The following is a 15,707-nucleotide window of genomic DNA, read 5'->3' on the forward strand; positions in this document are numbered from 1 at the left end:
GAGCTGACCAGTACTAATCGCTCGATCGGCTTGATCGCTCTCATGATCCGTGTCCGGATCACACACACGAACACCACACACGATGAAGACACGACCGGCCGCCGATAGCGGCTGCCGGTCAGCCTGCTTGCCGGACGAACGTGCTTGGCCGGTCTGGTGGTCTGAGCGGGGTGTCTCAAACCCGATCCCATCTCGAACTCGGCCGTTAACCGCCCCAGCGCCTATGGTACTGTGTCTCAAGACACGGGAGAGTCGGTCACCGCCAGACCTGCCAAGCACGTCACATTCCCTCCTCACGACAACACCCTGGCGCGGGGTGGAGCAGCCCGGTAGCTCGTCAGGCTCATAACCTGAAGGTCACAGGTTCAAATCCTGTCCCCGCAACCAAACCGACGACGAAGCCCGCCCGCGAAAGCCGGCGGGCTTCGTCGCGTTCGCGTCCCTGCGCGACACATCGTGGATGCCGAGCCGAGGCCGGTCGCGAACTGGACCAGCACGAACGCGCGGAACTGGCTGTAGGGGCCGGACCGGATCGCCGGTATTGGCTGCGCTTGCCCGACACGGCTGCGCCCGTCGGCCAATCTCCATCCCGTTCGAGACCGCCATGCCCGATCCCACCTCCCTCGCCCTCTTTCTCGCGGCCGCCCTCGTGCTCGCCGTCACGCCCGGCCCGGGGCTGTTCTACGTCGCGGCACGAAGCCTCGCCGGGGGCCGGGCCGAGGGCGTCGCCTCCAGTCTCGGCACGGGGCTCGGCGGCATGGTCCACGTCCTGGCGGGCGGGCTCGGCGTCTCCGCCCTGGTGCTGGCCAGCGCAGAGCTGTTCGCGGCCCTGAAGCTCGCGGGAGCGGCCTACCTGGTCTGGATCGGTTATCGCACCCTGTGCGCGGCCCGCGTTACGGAACCTGCCACCGTGCCGGTCGGGGCGGTGCCGGGTGGAACCGGGCGTGCCTTTCGCGAGGGCGTGCTGGTCGAGGCGTTGAACCCCAAGACGGCTGCATTCTTCCTGGCCTTCCTGCCGCAATTCGTCGATCCCTCCGCCGGGCCTGTCGCGCTGCAATTCATCGTCCTGGGCTCGCTGTCCGTCGCCCTCAACACCCTGGCCGACCTCGCGGTCGCCGTCGCGGCCGGCCGCCTGCGCCGGGGAGCCATGTCCCGCCCCGGGCTGATCCGGCGCCTGCGCGAGGCCTCCGGGGCGGCGATGATCGCGCTCGGCCTCGGCCTCGCCCTGGCGCGGCGGCCGGCCGCCTGACCCGATTTGCGAAGGATGGATCCTATGCGCTTCACCGGCCTCTCCGCCTTTCCGATCACGCCCGCCGATCCCGACGGCCGCGTCGGCGTGCCGGCCCTGCGCCGGCTCGTCGCCCGGTTGTGCGAGGCGGGCGTCGATTCGATCGGCCTCCTCGGCAGCACTGGCTCCTACCCTTACCTCACGCGCGACGAGCGCCGGCGGGCGCTCGATGCGGCGCTCGACGAGGCGGGGGGACGGGTGCCGGTGATGGTCGGAGTCGGCGCGCTGCGGACCGACGAGACGGTTCGGCTGGCGCAGGACGCCCGAGCGGCGGGCGCCACGGCCGGGCTGCTCGCAGCGGTCTCCTACACGCCGCTCACCGAGGACGAGGTGTTCGAGCATTTCTCGATGGTGGCGCGGGAAAGCGGGCTGCCGCTCTGCATCTACGACAATCCCTCGACCACGCATTTCCGCTTCAGCCCGGAGCTGATCGGCCGCTTGAGCCGGCTCCCCGGCATCGTGGCCCTGAAGAGCCCGGGGCAGGAGCCGCAGGTGGTAGCCGATCACTTGGCGGGGTTGCGCGCGATCGTCCCGCAAGGCTTCTCCCTCGGTTACAGCGGCGACTGGACCACCACCGAGGCGCTGATCGCCGGGGCGGACGCCTGGTACAGCGTCGTCGCCGGGTTGTTTCCGCGAGTCGCCCTCGACATCGTCCGAGCCGTCGAGCGCGGCGATGCGGCGGAGGCGCGCCGGCTCGATGCCCGGCTCGACCCGCTCTGGGCCCTGTTCCGGGAGTATTCGAGCCTGCGGGTGATGTTCGCCTGCGCCGATCTCCTCGATCTCTGCCATGCCGCGCCGCCGCGGCCGATCCTGCCGCTCGGCGAAGAGGCACGGCGGCGGGTGGCCGAGGTGATCCGGGCGCTCGATCTGCGATAGGCACGAACGTCAAAGCCTCGCCCCTGCGTCGGAAGGCGCCGACGTCGCCGATGGCCCGGCCGTTGCTTTCCCCAACGGTCCGTGGCTGATACCGGCGGCATCGGCCCCCTCGACAAGGAACACGCGTGCCCCATGGCATCGACAGGCTCGCCCCGCGCGACCGGCGGGTCTGAGCGGTGAACACTCGTCCGCAAACCCCGCTCGACCCGCGCGTCGGCGCGCTCCTCGCCGAGATCGCGGCGCGGGACGGCGCCGCCCTGCACCGGGATGGCCGGCCCCTCGATCTGCGCGCGGCGGATGTGAGCCGACAGCGTCTCGCGCCGATGGCCGGCGAGGCGGCGTGGTGGGATGCGGACCGGCAGGGCTTGAACCTCGCGGGTGCCGAGATCCCCGGCAGCGACCTGGAGCAGGCCGACCTCACCGGCGCCACCCTCAAGCGCGCCCGGCTCGGCGGAGCCCTGGCCCGCTCTGCGGATTTTTCGCACGCGCTGATCGAGGAGGCGGATTTCGGCAAGGCCGACCTCAGCGGCGCCCGCTTCACCGGCGTGGCCGGCGGCCAAGCCGATTTTTCCGAGGCGATGCTGGAGGATGCGAGCTTCCGGGACGCGTCCCTGCGCTTCGCCCGCCTGCCCCGCAGCCTGCTCGACGGCGCGGATTTCTCCGGCGCCGACCTGTGGGGCGCCGACTTCACCGGGGCGGATGCCGACTACACGCGGTTTCGCGGCGCGCGGCTCGACGAGGTCAACCTCTCCGACACCAACCTGACCCACGCCGATTTCGAGGGCGCAAGCCTGACCAAGGCGCGGCTCGTCGGCTCGCGGCTGCGCAGCGCCAAACTGACCGGCGCGAAGCTCGACGGGGCGGACCTCTCCGGCGCCGACCTCTCGGCCGCGACGCTGGTGCGCCTCGACCTCTCCTCCTGTGCCCTACGCCACGCGCGCTTCGCCGGCGCCTGGCTCAACGGCACGCGCTTTCGCGCCGCGCAGATCGGCGAGGCGGTGGGCGAGGAGGTCGCCGGTGACTACGAGGCGGCCAAGGCGAGCTACCTGGCGCTGGAACAGAACTTCGAGAGCATCGGCAGCCGCGACGAGGCCGGCTGGGCCTATCGCCGCCGCCGGCGCATGGGCCGGCTGCATGCCGGGACGCTGTTTCGCACCGCCTGGCGGGAGCGCGAGCGCAACGGGATCCTCCGCCACGGCTACCGCTGGCTCGCCGACCGCTTCGTCGAGTGGCTGTGCGATTACGGCGAGAGCCTGTCGCGGCTGTTTCGTGCCTTCGCGATCTTGATCGTGGTGTTTGCCGGGCTGTTCGGCCTCACCGGCGGCCTGATCCCGGAGGGGAGCAGCGCGCCGACCTACAACGCGCTCGATCTCCTGAGCTACAGCGCCCTCAACATGATGACGGCGAACCCGCCGGAGATCGGCATCAAGCCGGTCGGACGGGTCACCAACCTGCTCGTCGGCGTGCAGGGCGGGACCGGGATCGTGCTGATGGGGCTGTTCGGCTTCGTGCTGGGGAACCGGCTGCGGCGGTGATTTCGTCGCTCAGCCTGCCTCGACCGTCATCGGCAGGTCCGCGGGCGGCGCGTAGCCTCCGAGATCGAGCACCCATCGCCCCTCCCCGTCCGGATCGGGCATGAAGCCGAGGCGGGGGTAGAGATCCGCCACCATCGCGTTGCGTCCGCTCGGGCGATAGAGACCGACGAGGCGCCGGGCGCCCCGGCGCGCGGCCACCCCTGCCAGGATCGCCAGCGTCCCCTCCTCGACCCGCCGCCCGATCACCCGGCAGCTCATCAACCAGGTCTCGACGACGAGATCGTGGCCCGCGAGCCGGCCGATCACGACCGCGATCACGCCGCTGTCGCCGAGCCGGTCGGTGAGGCGGAGCTGGAGCGTCAGGGCGGCGGGATCTCCGATCAGCGCGGCGGCATCAGGCTGGCGCAGGCGCCGGGTGGTGAGGTTGAACTGGTTGGTCTTGTTGACGAGCTGGACGATGCGCGGGAGTCCGAGGGCGTCAAAGGGACGGCCGACGAGCCGCATGCCGAGCCCTGCCAGGGTCGTGGCGAGATCGGGGCCCGAGCGCAGGTGATCCTGGGCATAGGCGCGGGCGCGCCCGCGATCCTCGTCGGTGAGCGTCACGGCCTCGAAGTAGCCCGCATCCGCCAGGCAGCGGGCGACGAGCGCCGGCTCGTCGGGCACCTCCGGCACCGCCACCATCGGCAGGTGCGCGCGCACCAGGGCGCGCTCGAACGGGTTGTCGTCGACGAAGACCAGGGCGTCGAGGCCGAGCCGGAGTTCCTGCGCGATGCGGCGGAGGTTCGTCGCCTTGTCGTCCCAGTTCGCCACGAAGGCGGCGACGTCGGGGAGGCGCAGGAGCATGTCGGGATGCTCCAGGAAGGGCCGGCGGGCGATCTCGGGATCGTTCTTCGAGCAGACCGCCAGCACGATGCCGCGGCGCGCGAGATCGCGGGCGTAGGCCTGGAGCGCCAGGAAGGATTCGCCGAGGGCGCTGCCCTGGCCGATGACGATCCCGTCGAGCCCGTCCTCGCCGATCGTCCCGCCCCAGAGCGTGTCGTCGAGATCGAGCACCAGGGCCTTGGCCGAGCGGCCGAGCCGGGCCCCGACGAGCCGGGCGACGAGATCGCCGTAGAGAGGGCTCGCGGCCGGCGTCACCGCCTGGCGGGCGCGCAGCCACAGCGCCGGATCGTGCCAGGCATCGAGCCCGTGGCGCGCCACCGCCTCGTCGAGGGCGAGGAGATCGACGCCGTCCTCGTCAGCGGCGTCGCGCAGGGCGGCGTTGAGGCGGGCGGTGCGGGCGGCGAGCGAGCCCGGCATCCGGTGCTCGCTCGAACCCATCAGGGTAATCGCCGCCGGCAGCAGCGCCTGCTGGATCACCGTGCAGCCATGCGCGGCCTTCGCCCGCGCCCAGAGGGAGCGCAGCCGGTCGAGCGCGTCGGCGATGCCGGCTGCGTCCGGCCCGGCGGCGGGGTCGCCCGGGCCCAGGAGGTCGGCCGCGTCGAGGGCGAGGAGCACGAAGTCGGGCCGGAGGGCCCGCAGGGCCTCGCCGTCGATCTCCTCGCGGTACTGGCCGTAGGTGCCCTCGGTCACGATCAGCCGGAGGTCGCGGCGCAGCGCCCCGACCCGGATCCCGGCGGCGAGGTGCGACAGGGTCGAGGAGCCGAGGAGCGCCAGCCGCACGGCCGGGCCGGAGGGCGCGTCGGCGGGGAAGCGCCGCTGCAATGCCCTGTCGAGCCGGTTGGTGCGTGCCGGGTCGAGGCGGGTGCGGGACAAGGCCGCGAGGGCGTCCCAGGCCTGTCCGTCGGGCAGGGCCTCTGCCGCGGCGAGGCGGGCGGCGAAGTCCTGCGGCGGCTCGGGCAGCCAGGAGAGGCCGGCGGTCACGCGTGAGCCTTGCGGGCGATCAGCGCCGCGAGGTCGCCGACGCGCGACAGGCCGTCGACCTCCCGGGTCGTGAGCTTGACGCGGAAGCGCGCCTCGACCGCGATCACGAGCTCGATCATCCGGGTCGAATCCCAGCCCTCGACGTCCTCGGCGGTCAGGTCCGGCGCGAGCGGGACGGGCTCGCCGAACACCTCCTCGAAGATCGGGGCAAGGGCCGCCAGGGCGGCGTCCTCGGTCACGGCGTCAGCCGCGCGGCGAGGATCTTCAGGCTCGCCCCGGCGAAGAGAACGGCGAAGACGCCGTCGAACCAGCGCCGCAGGCGCCGGTAGCCCTGGGCCATGCGCCGGTTCGAGAACGCCCAGGCGTAGCCGGTGAAGATCAGCGTACTCTGCAGGCCGACGGCGGCGATCACGAGCGCCAGCTCGGCATGCGTGGTCTGCGCCGAGAGACCGAGGGTGTAGAGCGAGCCGAAGAACAGGATCGCCTTCGGGTTGGTCAGGTGCAGGGCGAGCCCTTTGACGTAGTTCCGCGAGGGCGAGGCCCGGCCCGGTGCCGCCTCCGGTGCTCCCGTGATCGCGTTGCGGGCCGACTTGAGCGCCAGGATCATCAGGTAGGCGCCGCCGGCGTAGCGTAGGAGGTCGAGCGCCCAGGCGCTCGAGGCCATCACCGCCGCGAGCCCGAGCGCCGCGGCGATCGACCACGCCAGCGATCCGGTCACGACGCCGAGGGCCAGGGTCAGGCCGGCGCGGCGCCCGGCCTGCATCGCCGTATCGGCGATCGCCAGCGTCGCGGGGCCGGGACTGGCGGTGGAGACGAAGGCCGCCGCGAGGATCAGCGGCAGGTTGATCGAGAGGGACATCGGTCCGGCCTGTCGGTGCTGCGCCGGTGACGGCGGCGGGAGGTTGCCTTGCTCAACCCTCCTTCCGCAAGGGCCGGTTTCGCGGGACGACTCGCGACCCGCGCGAGCCGTGCCCTGCGCGCCGGGGTGGCCTGCCTGCCCGTCTCTTGCATGACTTGCCCGAGTTGCTAGCTCACGCTCATAAGAATCCCGGAGAGCCCCGGCATGAACGCCCGTCCCGACGCCCGCGACTTCGCCACTCCGCAGAAATTCGGCATCGGCCAGCCGGTGCCGCGGGCCGAGGACCCGGTGCTGGTGCGGGGCGAGGGCCGCTACACCGACGACCTCGCCCTCGACGGCCAGGCCTACGGCGTGTTCGTGCGAAGCCCGATCGCCCACGGCCACCTGCGCGGGATCGACGCCGAACCCGCCCTGGCGATGCCTGGCGTGCTCGCGGTGATCACCGCCGCCGACCTCGACGGCTACGGCACGATCGGCAATGCCCTGCCGTTCAAGAACCAGGACGGCACGCCGATGCGCAAGCCGGTCCACCCGTCCCTCAGCCTCGACCGGGTGCGCTACGTCGGCGAGCCGGTCGCCCTGGTTGTGGCCGAGACCCTGGCCGAGGCCCGCGACGCCGCGGAGGCCGTGGTGCTCGACATCGAGGACCTGCCCGTCGTGACGACGCCCGAGGAGGCCGCGGCCGAGGGCGCCCCCCTCCTCCACGACGACGCGCCCGGCAACCTCGCCCTCGACTTCCGCACCGGCGACCAGGCGGCGACGGAGGCCGCGTTCGGGCGCGCGGCCCACGTCACCTCCCTCGACCTCCTCAACAACCGCCTCGTCATCAACCCGATGGAGCCGCGCTCCGCCATCGGCGTCTACGAGGCGCAAGACGGGCGCTTCACCCTGCATGTCGGCTCGCAGGGCGTGTTCGGCTTGCGCAACAACCTCGCCGACGGCGTGCTGAAGCAGCCCCGCGACAAGGTGCGGGTGCTCACCGGCAATGTCGGCGGCTCGTTCGGCATGAAGGCGCCGGTCTATCCGGAGTACCTACCGCTGCTCGAGGCCGCCAAGCGCCTCGGCCGGCCGGTGAAGTGGACCGACCTGCGCTCCGAGAGCTTTCTGTCCGACCATCACGGCCGCGACGTCGCGGTGACGGCCGACCTCGCCCTCGACGCGGAGGGCAACTTCCTCGCCTTCCGGGTGAAGGGCCGCGCCAACATGGGCGGCTACCTCAACCCGCTGGCGCCGCTGTTCCAGACCGTGAACATCGCCCGCAACATGGTCGGCGTCTACCGCACTCCCGTCTTCGACGTGGCGGTGGAGTGCCTGTTCACCAACACCACGCCGATCGGCGCCTACCGCGGCGCCGGGCGGCCCGAGGGCAACTACTTCATCGAGCGGCTGATCGACACCGCGGCCGCCGAGATGAATCTCGATCGGGTGGAGTTGCGGCGGCGCAACCACATCCGCCCGGCCGACATGCCCTACAAGGCGCCGTCCGGCCTCACCTACGACAGCGGCGACTTCCCGGCCGTCCTCGACCGGGCGCTCGCCGCCGCCGACTGGGATGGGTTTGCCGGCCGACGCGCCGAAAGCGAGGCCAGGGGCCTCTTGCGGGGCATCGGCATCGGCGACTATCTCGAGATCACGGCGCCGCCGCAGAACGAGATGGGCGGCATCCGCTTCGAGGCCGACGGCACGGTGACGATCGTGACCGGCACCCTCGATTACGGCCAGGGCCACCTCACGCCCTTCGCCCAGGTGCTGCACGACCGCCTCGGCATCCCGATCGACCGGATCCGGCTGCTCCAGGGCGACAGCGACCAGCTCATCGCCGGCGGCGGCACCGGCGGCTCGAAGTCGCTGATGGCGAGCGGCACGGCGCTCGTCGAGGCCGGCGACCTCGTGATCGCCAAGGGCCGCGAGGCCGCGGCCTCCGTGCTGGAAGCCGGCCCCGCCGACATCGAGTTCCGGGAGGGCCGCTTCACCATCGCGGGCACCGACCGGGGCATCGGCCTCCTGGAGCTCGCCGCCAAGGTGCGGGCGGGCCTGCCCGACCCGGCGGCGCCGAAAAGCCTCGACGTCGCCCACACCCACAAGGAATCGCCCTCGGCCTTCCCGAATGGCTGCCACGTCGCCGAGGTCGAGGTCGATCCCGAGACCGGCGTCGCCACGGTGGTGCGCTACACCACCGTCAACGATTTCGGCACGCTGGTGAACCCGATGCTGGTCGAGGGCCAGCTCCATGGCGGCGTCGTCCAGGGCATCGGTCAGGCGCTCATGGAGCGCACGGCCTACGACGAGCAGGGCCAGCTCGTGACCGGCTCGTTCATGGATTACTGCCTGCCGCGCGCCTCCGACGCGCCGTTCATGGGCTTCGAGAGCCACGCGGTGCCCGCTACCACCAACCCGCTCGGGGTGAAGGGCTGCGGCGAGGCGGGCTGCGCCGGCTCGCTGCCCTCGGTCATGAACGCCCTCGTCGATGCCCTGCGCCCCCGCGGCATCCGCCACATCAACATGCCGGCGACGCCGCAGGCGATCTGGTCGGCGTTGCAGCACGCGGAGCATGGCGCGTGAGCGAGCCCGTCACCCTGGCGGCGCAAGCCCGCGTCGATACGCCGAGCGGCAGCCGCTACCTGACCCAGCTGTGCAAGGACTGGAGCCACAAGTTCCCCGAGACGACCTTCGCGCCCGAGCGCGGCGTGGTGCCGTTCGGGGAGGGCCGGCTCTTCACCGCGGAAGCCGACCCGGAGGGGCTGACCCTGCGGGTCGAGGCGCCCGACCTCGAGGCGCTGACCCGGATGCAGGGCGTGGCCGCCGAGCACCTCGCCCGCTTCGCCTTCCGGGAGGACCTGGGCGGGATCGCCTGGACGCGGGTGGGGTGAAGCCCCACTCTTGGGCCGTCCGGAACAGCCTTCGCCCGCAAGGAGACGATAGTCGCATGAACACGCACGACGCCCGCCTCGACCGGCTCGCCGAGGTCGCCGTGAGGGTCGGGCTCGGGCTCCGGCCCGGGCAGGAACTGGTGATGACGGCGCCCCTCGACGCGCTGCCGCTTGCCCGCCGCATCACCGCCCAGGCCTACAAGGCCGGTGCCTCGGTGGTGACGACCCTGCTCGCCGACGACCAGGCGACGCTGGCGCGCTTCGAGCACGGCCACGACGACGCCTTCGACCGGGCCGCCGGCTGGCTCTACGAGGGCATGGCGAGCGCCTATCGCGGCGGCGCGGCGCGGCTCGCCATCGCGGGCGACGATCCCTCGCTGCTCGCCGGCCAGGACCCGGACAAGGTGGCGCGCGCCAACCGCGCCCGGTCCAAGGCCTACATGCCGGCGCTGGAGCAGATCGCCAACTTCGCCACCAACTGGACCATCGTCTCGGCGGCGACGCCGGCCTGGGCCCGCACGGTTTTTCCGGAACTGCCCGAGGACGAGGCGGTCGCCCGGCTGTGGGACGCGATCTTTGCCGCCTCGCGGGTCGACGGGCCGGATCCGGTCGGCGCCTGGGAGGCGCATAACCGGGGCTTAAGCGACCGCACCCGCGCCCTCAACGCCCGCCGCTACGCCGCCCTGCACTTCCGCGGCCCCGGCACCGACCTGACCGTCGGGCTCGCCGACGACCATGAATGGTGCGGCGGCGCCACCACGGCGAAGAACGGGATCACCTGCAACGCCAACATCCCGACCGAGGAGGTGTTCACCACCCCCCACCGCCTGCGGGTGCAAGGCCATGTCAGCGCCACGAAGCCCCTCTCCTACCAGGGCACCCTGATCGACGGGATCGCGGTGCGCTTCGAGAAGGGCCGCATCGTCGAATCGCGGGCCCGCACCGGGGGCGACGTGCTGGCCAAGGTGATCGACACCGACGAGGGCGCGCGCCGCCTCGGCGAGGTCGCGCTGGTGCCGGCCTCCTCGCCGATCTCGGCCTCCGGGCTCCTGTTCTGCAACACCCTCTACGACGAGAACGCCGCGAGCCACATCGCGCTCGGCCAGGCCTACAGCAAGTGCTTCCTCGACGGCGGCGCGGGCCTGAGCGAGCAGGACTTGGCGGCCCGCGGCGCCAATCGCAGCCTGATCCACATCGACTGGATGATCGGCTCGGCCAAGGTCGACGTCGACGGCGTGACGGCGGACGGCCGGTCCGAGCCGCTGATGCGCCGGGGCGAGTGGGTGGATTGAGCGTCCGCGGGATTTCCTCCCGATCGATCCTGAAATCCTTCGCCTGATCCAGGGGCTCGACGAAGTCGAGAATCCGGGATGACGTGGACGGGACGAGCTCTGTCGGCGGGATCGCTGGTCCCAGTCGCCAGCGAGCCGGCCCCGGACCCCTACCCGACGTAGATCAGCCGCTTGCCGCGGTTCTCGCCGCGGTAGAGCGCGGCGATCGCCCCGGGGGCGGCCTCAATGCCCGTGGAGACGTCCTCGTCGAGTGTGATCCGGCCTTGGCCGTGCCATTGCGCCAGCTCGGCGACCGCTTCCTCGAAGCGGGCCTTGTGGTCGAGGACGACGAAGCCGCTCCAGACGAGGCGCCGGGTCAGGATCTCGCGTTCGACGCGGGGCCCGGTCGGCGTCTCGCCCCAGCTCGCCACCGAGGCGGTGCCGCATTGCACGATCCGGCCTCCGACCGCCATCCGGCGGAGCGCCGCGTCGAGGATCGGCCCGCCGACATTGTCGAAGTAGACGTCGACGCCGTCCGACGCCTCCCGCGCCAGCGCGGCGGGCCAGTCCTCGGTCCGGTAGTTCCAGGCGGTCGCGTAGCCGAAGGCCTCGCGGCAGCGGGCGGCCTTGGCCTCGTTGCCGGTGAGCCCGATCGGGCGGCAGCCGAGGTTGCGGGCGATCTGGCCGACGAGCGAGCCGACGGCGCCTGCGGCCGTGGAGACCAGCACCGTCTCTCCGGCTCGCGGACGGCCGAGCACGATCAGCCCGAGATAGGCGGTGAGCCCGTTCAGCCCGAGCAGGCCGGCATGGGCCGACAGCGGCACCGGCTCGCGGCAGCGCCGGAAGATCGCCGAGACCGGCACGGCGGCGTAATCCTGCCAGCCGAACCAGCCGTAGAGGAACTCGCCCTCGGCGACGTCGGGGCTGTTCGAGCGCGCCACCACGCCGACCGCCAGCGCCCGCATCGGCCCGCCGAGCGGCACGGGCTGCGCGTAGTTCGCCTCGGCGCTCGCCCAGCCGCGCTGCGCCGGATCGACCGAGAGGTAGAGGTTGCGCACCAGGATCTCGCCCGGACCCGGCTCCGGCACCGGGACGGCGTCGAGGCTGAAATCCTCGGGCTGCGGGATCCCGGTCGGCCGGCGGGCGAGGAGCACCCGGCGGTTGCGCCCCGGCAGGGTGTAGGCAGGAATATCGGTCGGGCCGGTCACGCGCGTCTCCTCCTGGCGGCGCGGTCATGCGGCACCGCTCTCGTTCCATTCCCGTCCGAGGAGAATGGGGTCGAATCCGTCTTCGACGCCGGACAGGCTCTCACAAGCCGGGCCCCTTGGCAGCTCCCAGGATCCGCCCCGGCCCGTTATTCTCGGCCTGCAGCACCACGACGTAGGAATCGGCATCCGCGACCGCGAGTGCCGCGCGCGGCACGTCGTAATGCGCCGGCGCTCCGCGCCAGGAGCCGACATGGTGCATGCCCCGCACGACGTTGCGGTAGGTGACGGTGCGGCCGCGATTCTCGCCGCGCCCGATCGAAACCTCGCGGATGCGGGCGACCGGCAGCAGCCACACCTCCGCGGTGCGGCCGGCGTCGCGCCCCGGGCCGACGTCGATCGCGATGCCGTCGGGGCCGGCCTCGCTGCGGACCGGCACCGGCAGGCTCGCGGCGGTGCCGGGATCGCGGATGCTGCGCTCCAGCGCCGCCCGGTCGGAGCCGACCACCGTCGCGGCGCCGTTCACCACCGCCTGCGGGGTGAAGACCTGCCGGTCGCCGCGCATGCCCGCATAGGCGCGCTGGCGGGCGGTGAACGAGGTGCTGGCCAGCGTGTCCTTCCAGCCGAGATAGTCCCAGTAGGTCACCGGCAGGGTGAGCGCGATCACGCCCGGGTCGCGCGCCAGCTCGTTCACCAGCCGGTCCGCCGGCGGGCAGGCCGAGCAGCCCTGGCTCGTGAACAGCTCGACCACCGCCCGGGGCGGCGCGTCCCTGGGGACGTCCTGGGCGCATGCAGGGCCGAGGAGGCCGAGGCAGGCCGGGACCAGGCCGGCGAGCAGGCGGTGGGGGGCTGCGCGGTTCATGCGTCATCAACACCCGGGCGGCGGGCGGAGAGAAGTCACGTTAGCTTGAGGCCGGCGCGGCGGCGGCCCGGACGGCGGTGCCGACCGGCAGCATCGACGGGCGCCAGCGCCGGTGCATCCACAGCCACTGCCCGGGCTCCTCGCGCACCCAGCCGGCGATCACGTCGGTCATCGCCTGCATGGCGCCCTGGACGTCGATCGCGCCGCTCGCGTCCCGCGGCAGGGTCAGGGCCGGGGTCAGTTCCAGGCGGAACCGGTCGCCCGGCAGCCGGACCACCCGCACCCCGTGGACCGGGCAGTCATAGTGCCGGGCGAGCTTTGCGAGCAGCGGATTGACCAGGGCCGGGTGGCCGAGGAAATCCACCACCACGCCGCGGGTGAAGTGCTGGTCGACCAGCATGCCGAGATGACCGCCGCGCTCGATCACGCCCTGCATCTTGAAGGCGGCACCGGGCCCGGCCGCGGTGAGCCCGCCCATCGTGGCGCGGCGGACCTCCTGCACCAGCTGCGCCGCGGCCGGGCTGTTCGGCGGGCGGAACACCGCGCTCGCCTCCAGGCCGAAGCGGGCGGCGCAGATCGCCGGCAATTCCCAGTTGGCGAGATGGGCCGAGAAGATCAGCCCCGGCTTGCCGTCGTCGCGCAGGGAGAAGAAGTGCTCGATGCCCTCGACCTCGATCCGCCCCGGCCTTGCGGCGTCCGGATCGTAGTCGAAGATCTCGGCGAGATGGGCGTACTCGGCACCGGTGCGGCCGAGATTGTCCCAGGAGGCGAGCGCAAGCGCGGCGATCTCGGCCTCGCTCCTCTCGGGAAAGGATTGGCGCAGGTTTCTCAGCGCGGTGCGGTGCGAGGGCAATCGAGGCCCGATCGCCCGGGCGACCGCCGCTCCGGCGGCCGCGGCGCGCGCGGGCCCGAGCAGGCGGGCGAGCGCGAACAGCGCGCGGACCACGAAGACCATCGGCAGGCCGGCGAGGCGGGACAGGGCGCGGTAGAGCCTCAGCTTCAAACGCAGCACGATGATCTCACGAAGCAATCCGGTCAGGAGAACGGGCAGAGGCAGCCGATTGCGCAGGATTGTTGAACCCTGCACGCCGCCTCTTCTCCCGCCCGACCGGTTTGCGCAAGGGCGCGGGGGTGATTCCCGCACACTTCCTGCGCGATCGTGGCGTTCAGAGCGTGACGAGGATCTTGCCGAACACTTTTCGCGATTCGAGCCGCTCGAGCCCCTGCGCGAAATCGCCGAGCGGCAGCACGGTGTCGATCACCGGATTCATCCCGTCCGCCATCTTGGCGAGCGCGTCGCGGATGTTGGCGATGCGGCAGCCGAACGAACCGGTGATGCGGTATTGCTGCTGGAACAGCTGCATCAGGTTCATCGTGGTCGAGACGCCGGAGGTCGACCCGCAGGTGACGAGCCGCCCGCCGCGCTTGAGGCAGAGCAGCGAACCGTTCCAGGTCTCGGGCCCGACATGCTCGAACACCACGTCGACGCCCTTGCGCTTCGTGGCCTTGCGCACCTCGCCCTCGAAGCGCTCGGTGCGGTAGTTGATGACGTGGTCGGCACCCAAGTCCTTCGCCTTCTCGCCCTTGGCGTCGTCGCCGACGGTGGTGAACACCGTGCAGCCGATCGCCTTCGCCATCTTGATCGCGCTGGTGCCGATGCCCGATCCGCCGGCATGGACCAGGATGGTCTCGCCGGGCTCGAGCCGGGCGTTGTCGAACAGCATGTGCTGGACGGTGCCGAAGGCGATCGGCGCGCAGGCCGCATCGGTGAAGCTCACGCTGTCCGGTACCCGCACGACGAGGCGCGCCGGCAGGTTGACGAACTCGCGGGCAAAGCCGTCGACGTGGAAGCCGAGCACGCCGCCGACCTCCTCGCAGAGGTTGTCGCGGCCCTCGCGGCAGGCGCGGCACTTCCCGCAGGTGAGCGCACCGTAGGGCGCGACCTTGTCGCCGACGCGCAAGCCCTCGACGCCCTCGCCGAGCGCGGCGATCTCGCCGGCGGCCTCGGCGCCGACCGTGAGCGGCAGCTTGCGCTTGGCGAAGGCCATGCCGCGAAAGCCCCACACGTCGATGTAGTTGAGGCCGACGGCGCGGACCCGGATCTGCACCTCGCCGGGGCCGGGGGCAGCGAGGTCGGGGACCTCGGTCAGGCGTAGGTCGCGGTCGCCGAAGAGCTGGAGGGCTTTCATCAGGGTCCTATCGTGTCTCGGGCCGGTCGGCTCGGGGCCTCCTCGACGGAGACGAGCCGGCTCAGAGGTCGTCGAAGGCTGCCGCGTCCTCGGCGCTGTTCCACTCATCGAGCAGGGCAGTCAAGATCGCGAGATCGAGATCGGTCTCGTCCGGACAAGCCTCGGCGGTGGACGACTCGACCAGCGGATGCGCGGATGGTGCCGGCTCGGGCTGCTTCCCGAGGTCGTTGTCCCGGCCGCACTGGCGGCCCGTCGTCGGCGCCATCGGGACCTCGACCGTGCAACGATCCCGGTTGCTGCATATCCCGATCATCGATCCTGCCTTCTCCGGCGCCTCGGACCGGGCGGGACCGACTCTCCGCTGTGACGTTGTTGTCCGGCGCCCCGCTTGGTACCATGACCACAGCGGCATTTTGAGCGTGACGAGCCGCGCTCGATGCAAAATCACTCTTGAGCACAAACGCTATGGCATCTCTCCTGCACGATGTGCCGAATGCTGACCCTGGCCACGCGCGGCAGGAGGACATTGCTTCGGTTCAGGATTTCGATATCGAGATGGCCAACCTGACCGAGGAGGATACCGGCGTGCCCGGTACGATCTACATATCGACGACGGTTCCTCGGCACGCGGCGCGCGTGAAATGGTACGAGGCGAGCCCGAAGAACCCGAACGTCGGCTTCATCGCGCTCTCGATCGAGGCCGAGCCGCACATTCGCGTCAACAAGCTCGGCAAAAATTACTCGATGCGATCCCTCGACCTGGCGAAAGCCTGGATCGCGAAGAACGAGACTGATCTCGTGAGGTTCTGGAATGAAGGTAGTATCTGGAATCGGCGCCAGATGAATGTGTTCCTGGACGGTCTGAAGAAGGTCTGACCGGCACGCGGAA

15 protein-coding genes, 1 tRNA gene and 1 rRNA gene are annotated in these 15,707 nt (G+C 71.6%); 9 read left to right on the plus strand and 8 right to left on the minus strand.

The features are described from left to right. Positions 1-152: 152 nt before the first annotated feature. The 5 genes from rrf to ACS5PV_RS22750 all read left to right on the plus strand — a co-directional run bounded on the left by rrf (position 153) and on the right by ACS5PV_RS22750 (position 3,699). A 5S ribosomal RNA gene (rrf, locus tag ACS5PV_RS22730) occupies positions 153-268 on the plus strand. Positions 269-310: 42 nt separating this feature from the next. Further along, positions 311-387 (plus strand) — tRNA-Met (locus ACS5PV_RS22735). Between the two features lie 217 nt (positions 388-604). Then, complete coding sequence (locus ACS5PV_RS22740; RefSeq protein WP_455397622.1) at positions 605-1,249, plus strand: LysE family translocator; 645 nt, start codon at positions 605-607, stop codon at positions 1,247-1,249. Positions 1,250-1,273: 24 nt separating this feature from the next. Then, positions 1,274-2,164 (plus strand): dihydrodipicolinate synthase family protein, encoded by an 891-nt coding sequence (locus ACS5PV_RS22745; RefSeq protein WP_455397623.1) that lies wholly within the window; start codon positions 1,274-1,276, stop codon positions 2,162-2,164. A gap of 176 nt (positions 2,165-2,340) precedes the next feature. After that, positions 2,341-3,699: a pentapeptide repeat-containing protein gene (locus tag ACS5PV_RS22750; RefSeq protein WP_455397624.1), complete on the plus strand. Its 1,359-nt coding sequence runs from the start codon at positions 2,341-2,343 to the stop codon at positions 3,697-3,699. A gap of 9 nt (positions 3,700-3,708) precedes the next feature. On the opposite strand, the gene ACS5PV_RS22755 is transcribed toward ACS5PV_RS22750, so the two are convergent. The 3 genes from ACS5PV_RS22755 to ACS5PV_RS22765 are packed head-to-tail and all read right to left on the minus strand — an operon-like array spanning position 3,709 to position 6,421. Further along, positions 3,709-5,562: an HAD-IIIC family phosphatase gene (locus tag ACS5PV_RS22755; protein ID WP_455397625.1), complete on the minus strand. Its 1,854-nt coding sequence runs from the start codon at positions 5,560-5,562 to the stop codon at positions 3,709-3,711. Then, a complete protein-coding gene (locus tag ACS5PV_RS22760) occupies positions 5,559-5,801 on the minus strand; it encodes an acyl carrier protein (protein ID WP_455397626.1) in 243 nt (80 codons plus the stop codon). The genes ACS5PV_RS22755 and ACS5PV_RS22760 overlap by 4 nt, the downstream gene beginning before the upstream one ends. Further along, complete coding sequence (locus ACS5PV_RS22765) at positions 5,798-6,421, minus strand: LysE family translocator (RefSeq protein WP_455397627.1); 624 nt, start codon at positions 6,419-6,421, stop codon at positions 5,798-5,800. The genes ACS5PV_RS22760 and ACS5PV_RS22765 overlap by 4 nt, the downstream gene beginning before the upstream one ends. Positions 6,422-6,625: 204 nt before the next feature. Between ACS5PV_RS22765 and ACS5PV_RS22770 the strand changes: the two genes are divergently transcribed. The 3 genes from ACS5PV_RS22770 to ACS5PV_RS22780 are packed head-to-tail and all read left to right on the plus strand — an operon-like array spanning position 6,626 to position 10,583. Then, positions 6,626-8,983, plus strand: coding sequence for a xanthine dehydrogenase family protein molybdopterin-binding subunit (locus ACS5PV_RS22770; protein WP_455397628.1), 2,358 nt, complete (start codon positions 6,626-6,628; stop codon positions 8,981-8,983). After that, a complete protein-coding gene (locus ACS5PV_RS22775) occupies positions 8,980-9,291 on the plus strand; it encodes a DUF2218 domain-containing protein (protein ID WP_455397629.1) in 312 nt (103 codons plus the stop codon). Before ACS5PV_RS22770 ends, ACS5PV_RS22775 begins: the two co-directional genes overlap by 4 nt. Before the next feature lie 56 nt (positions 9,292-9,347). Then, entirely contained in the window at positions 9,348-10,583 is a 1,236-nt protein-coding gene (locus tag ACS5PV_RS22780; protein ID WP_455397630.1) for an aminopeptidase, read from the plus strand. A 149-nt stretch (positions 10,584-10,732) separates the two neighbouring features. Here ACS5PV_RS22780 and ACS5PV_RS22785 read toward each other — a convergent pair whose 3' ends face one another. From ACS5PV_RS22785 to ACS5PV_RS22805, 5 genes are all read right to left on the minus strand, one after another. Continuing rightward, entirely contained in the window at positions 10,733-11,770 is a 1,038-nt protein-coding gene (locus ACS5PV_RS22785) for an NADP-dependent oxidoreductase (protein ID WP_455397631.1), read from the minus strand. Between the two features lie 100 nt (positions 11,771-11,870). Next, entirely contained in the window at positions 11,871-12,629 is a 759-nt protein-coding gene (locus tag ACS5PV_RS22790) for a DUF1223 domain-containing protein (RefSeq protein ID WP_455397632.1), read from the minus strand. A gap of 40 nt (positions 12,630-12,669) precedes the next feature. Then, the gene (locus ACS5PV_RS22795; protein WP_455397633.1) at positions 12,670-13,641 is read right to left on the minus strand and encodes a lipid A biosynthesis lauroyl acyltransferase; all 972 of its coding nucleotides are present in this window, start codon (positions 13,639-13,641) and stop codon (positions 12,670-12,672) included. Positions 13,642-13,795: 154 nt separating this feature from the next. Beyond that, positions 13,796-14,818: a zinc-binding dehydrogenase gene (locus ACS5PV_RS22800; RefSeq protein WP_455397634.1), complete on the minus strand. Its 1,023-nt coding sequence runs from the start codon at positions 14,816-14,818 to the stop codon at positions 13,796-13,798. A 61-nt stretch (positions 14,819-14,879) separates the two neighbouring features. Beyond that, positions 14,880-15,083: a hypothetical protein gene (locus tag ACS5PV_RS22805; protein WP_455397635.1), complete on the minus strand. Its 204-nt coding sequence runs from the start codon at positions 15,081-15,083 to the stop codon at positions 14,880-14,882. A gap of 200 nt (positions 15,084-15,283) precedes the next feature. On the opposite strand from ACS5PV_RS22805, the gene ACS5PV_RS22810 reads away from it, so the two are divergent. After that, a complete protein-coding gene (locus ACS5PV_RS22810) occupies positions 15,284-15,694 on the plus strand; it encodes a hypothetical protein (protein WP_455397636.1) in 411 nt (136 codons plus the stop codon). Positions 15,695-15,707 lie beyond the last annotated feature (13 nt).

It is taken from the genome of Methylobacterium sp. Gmos1, assembly GCF_053764715.1.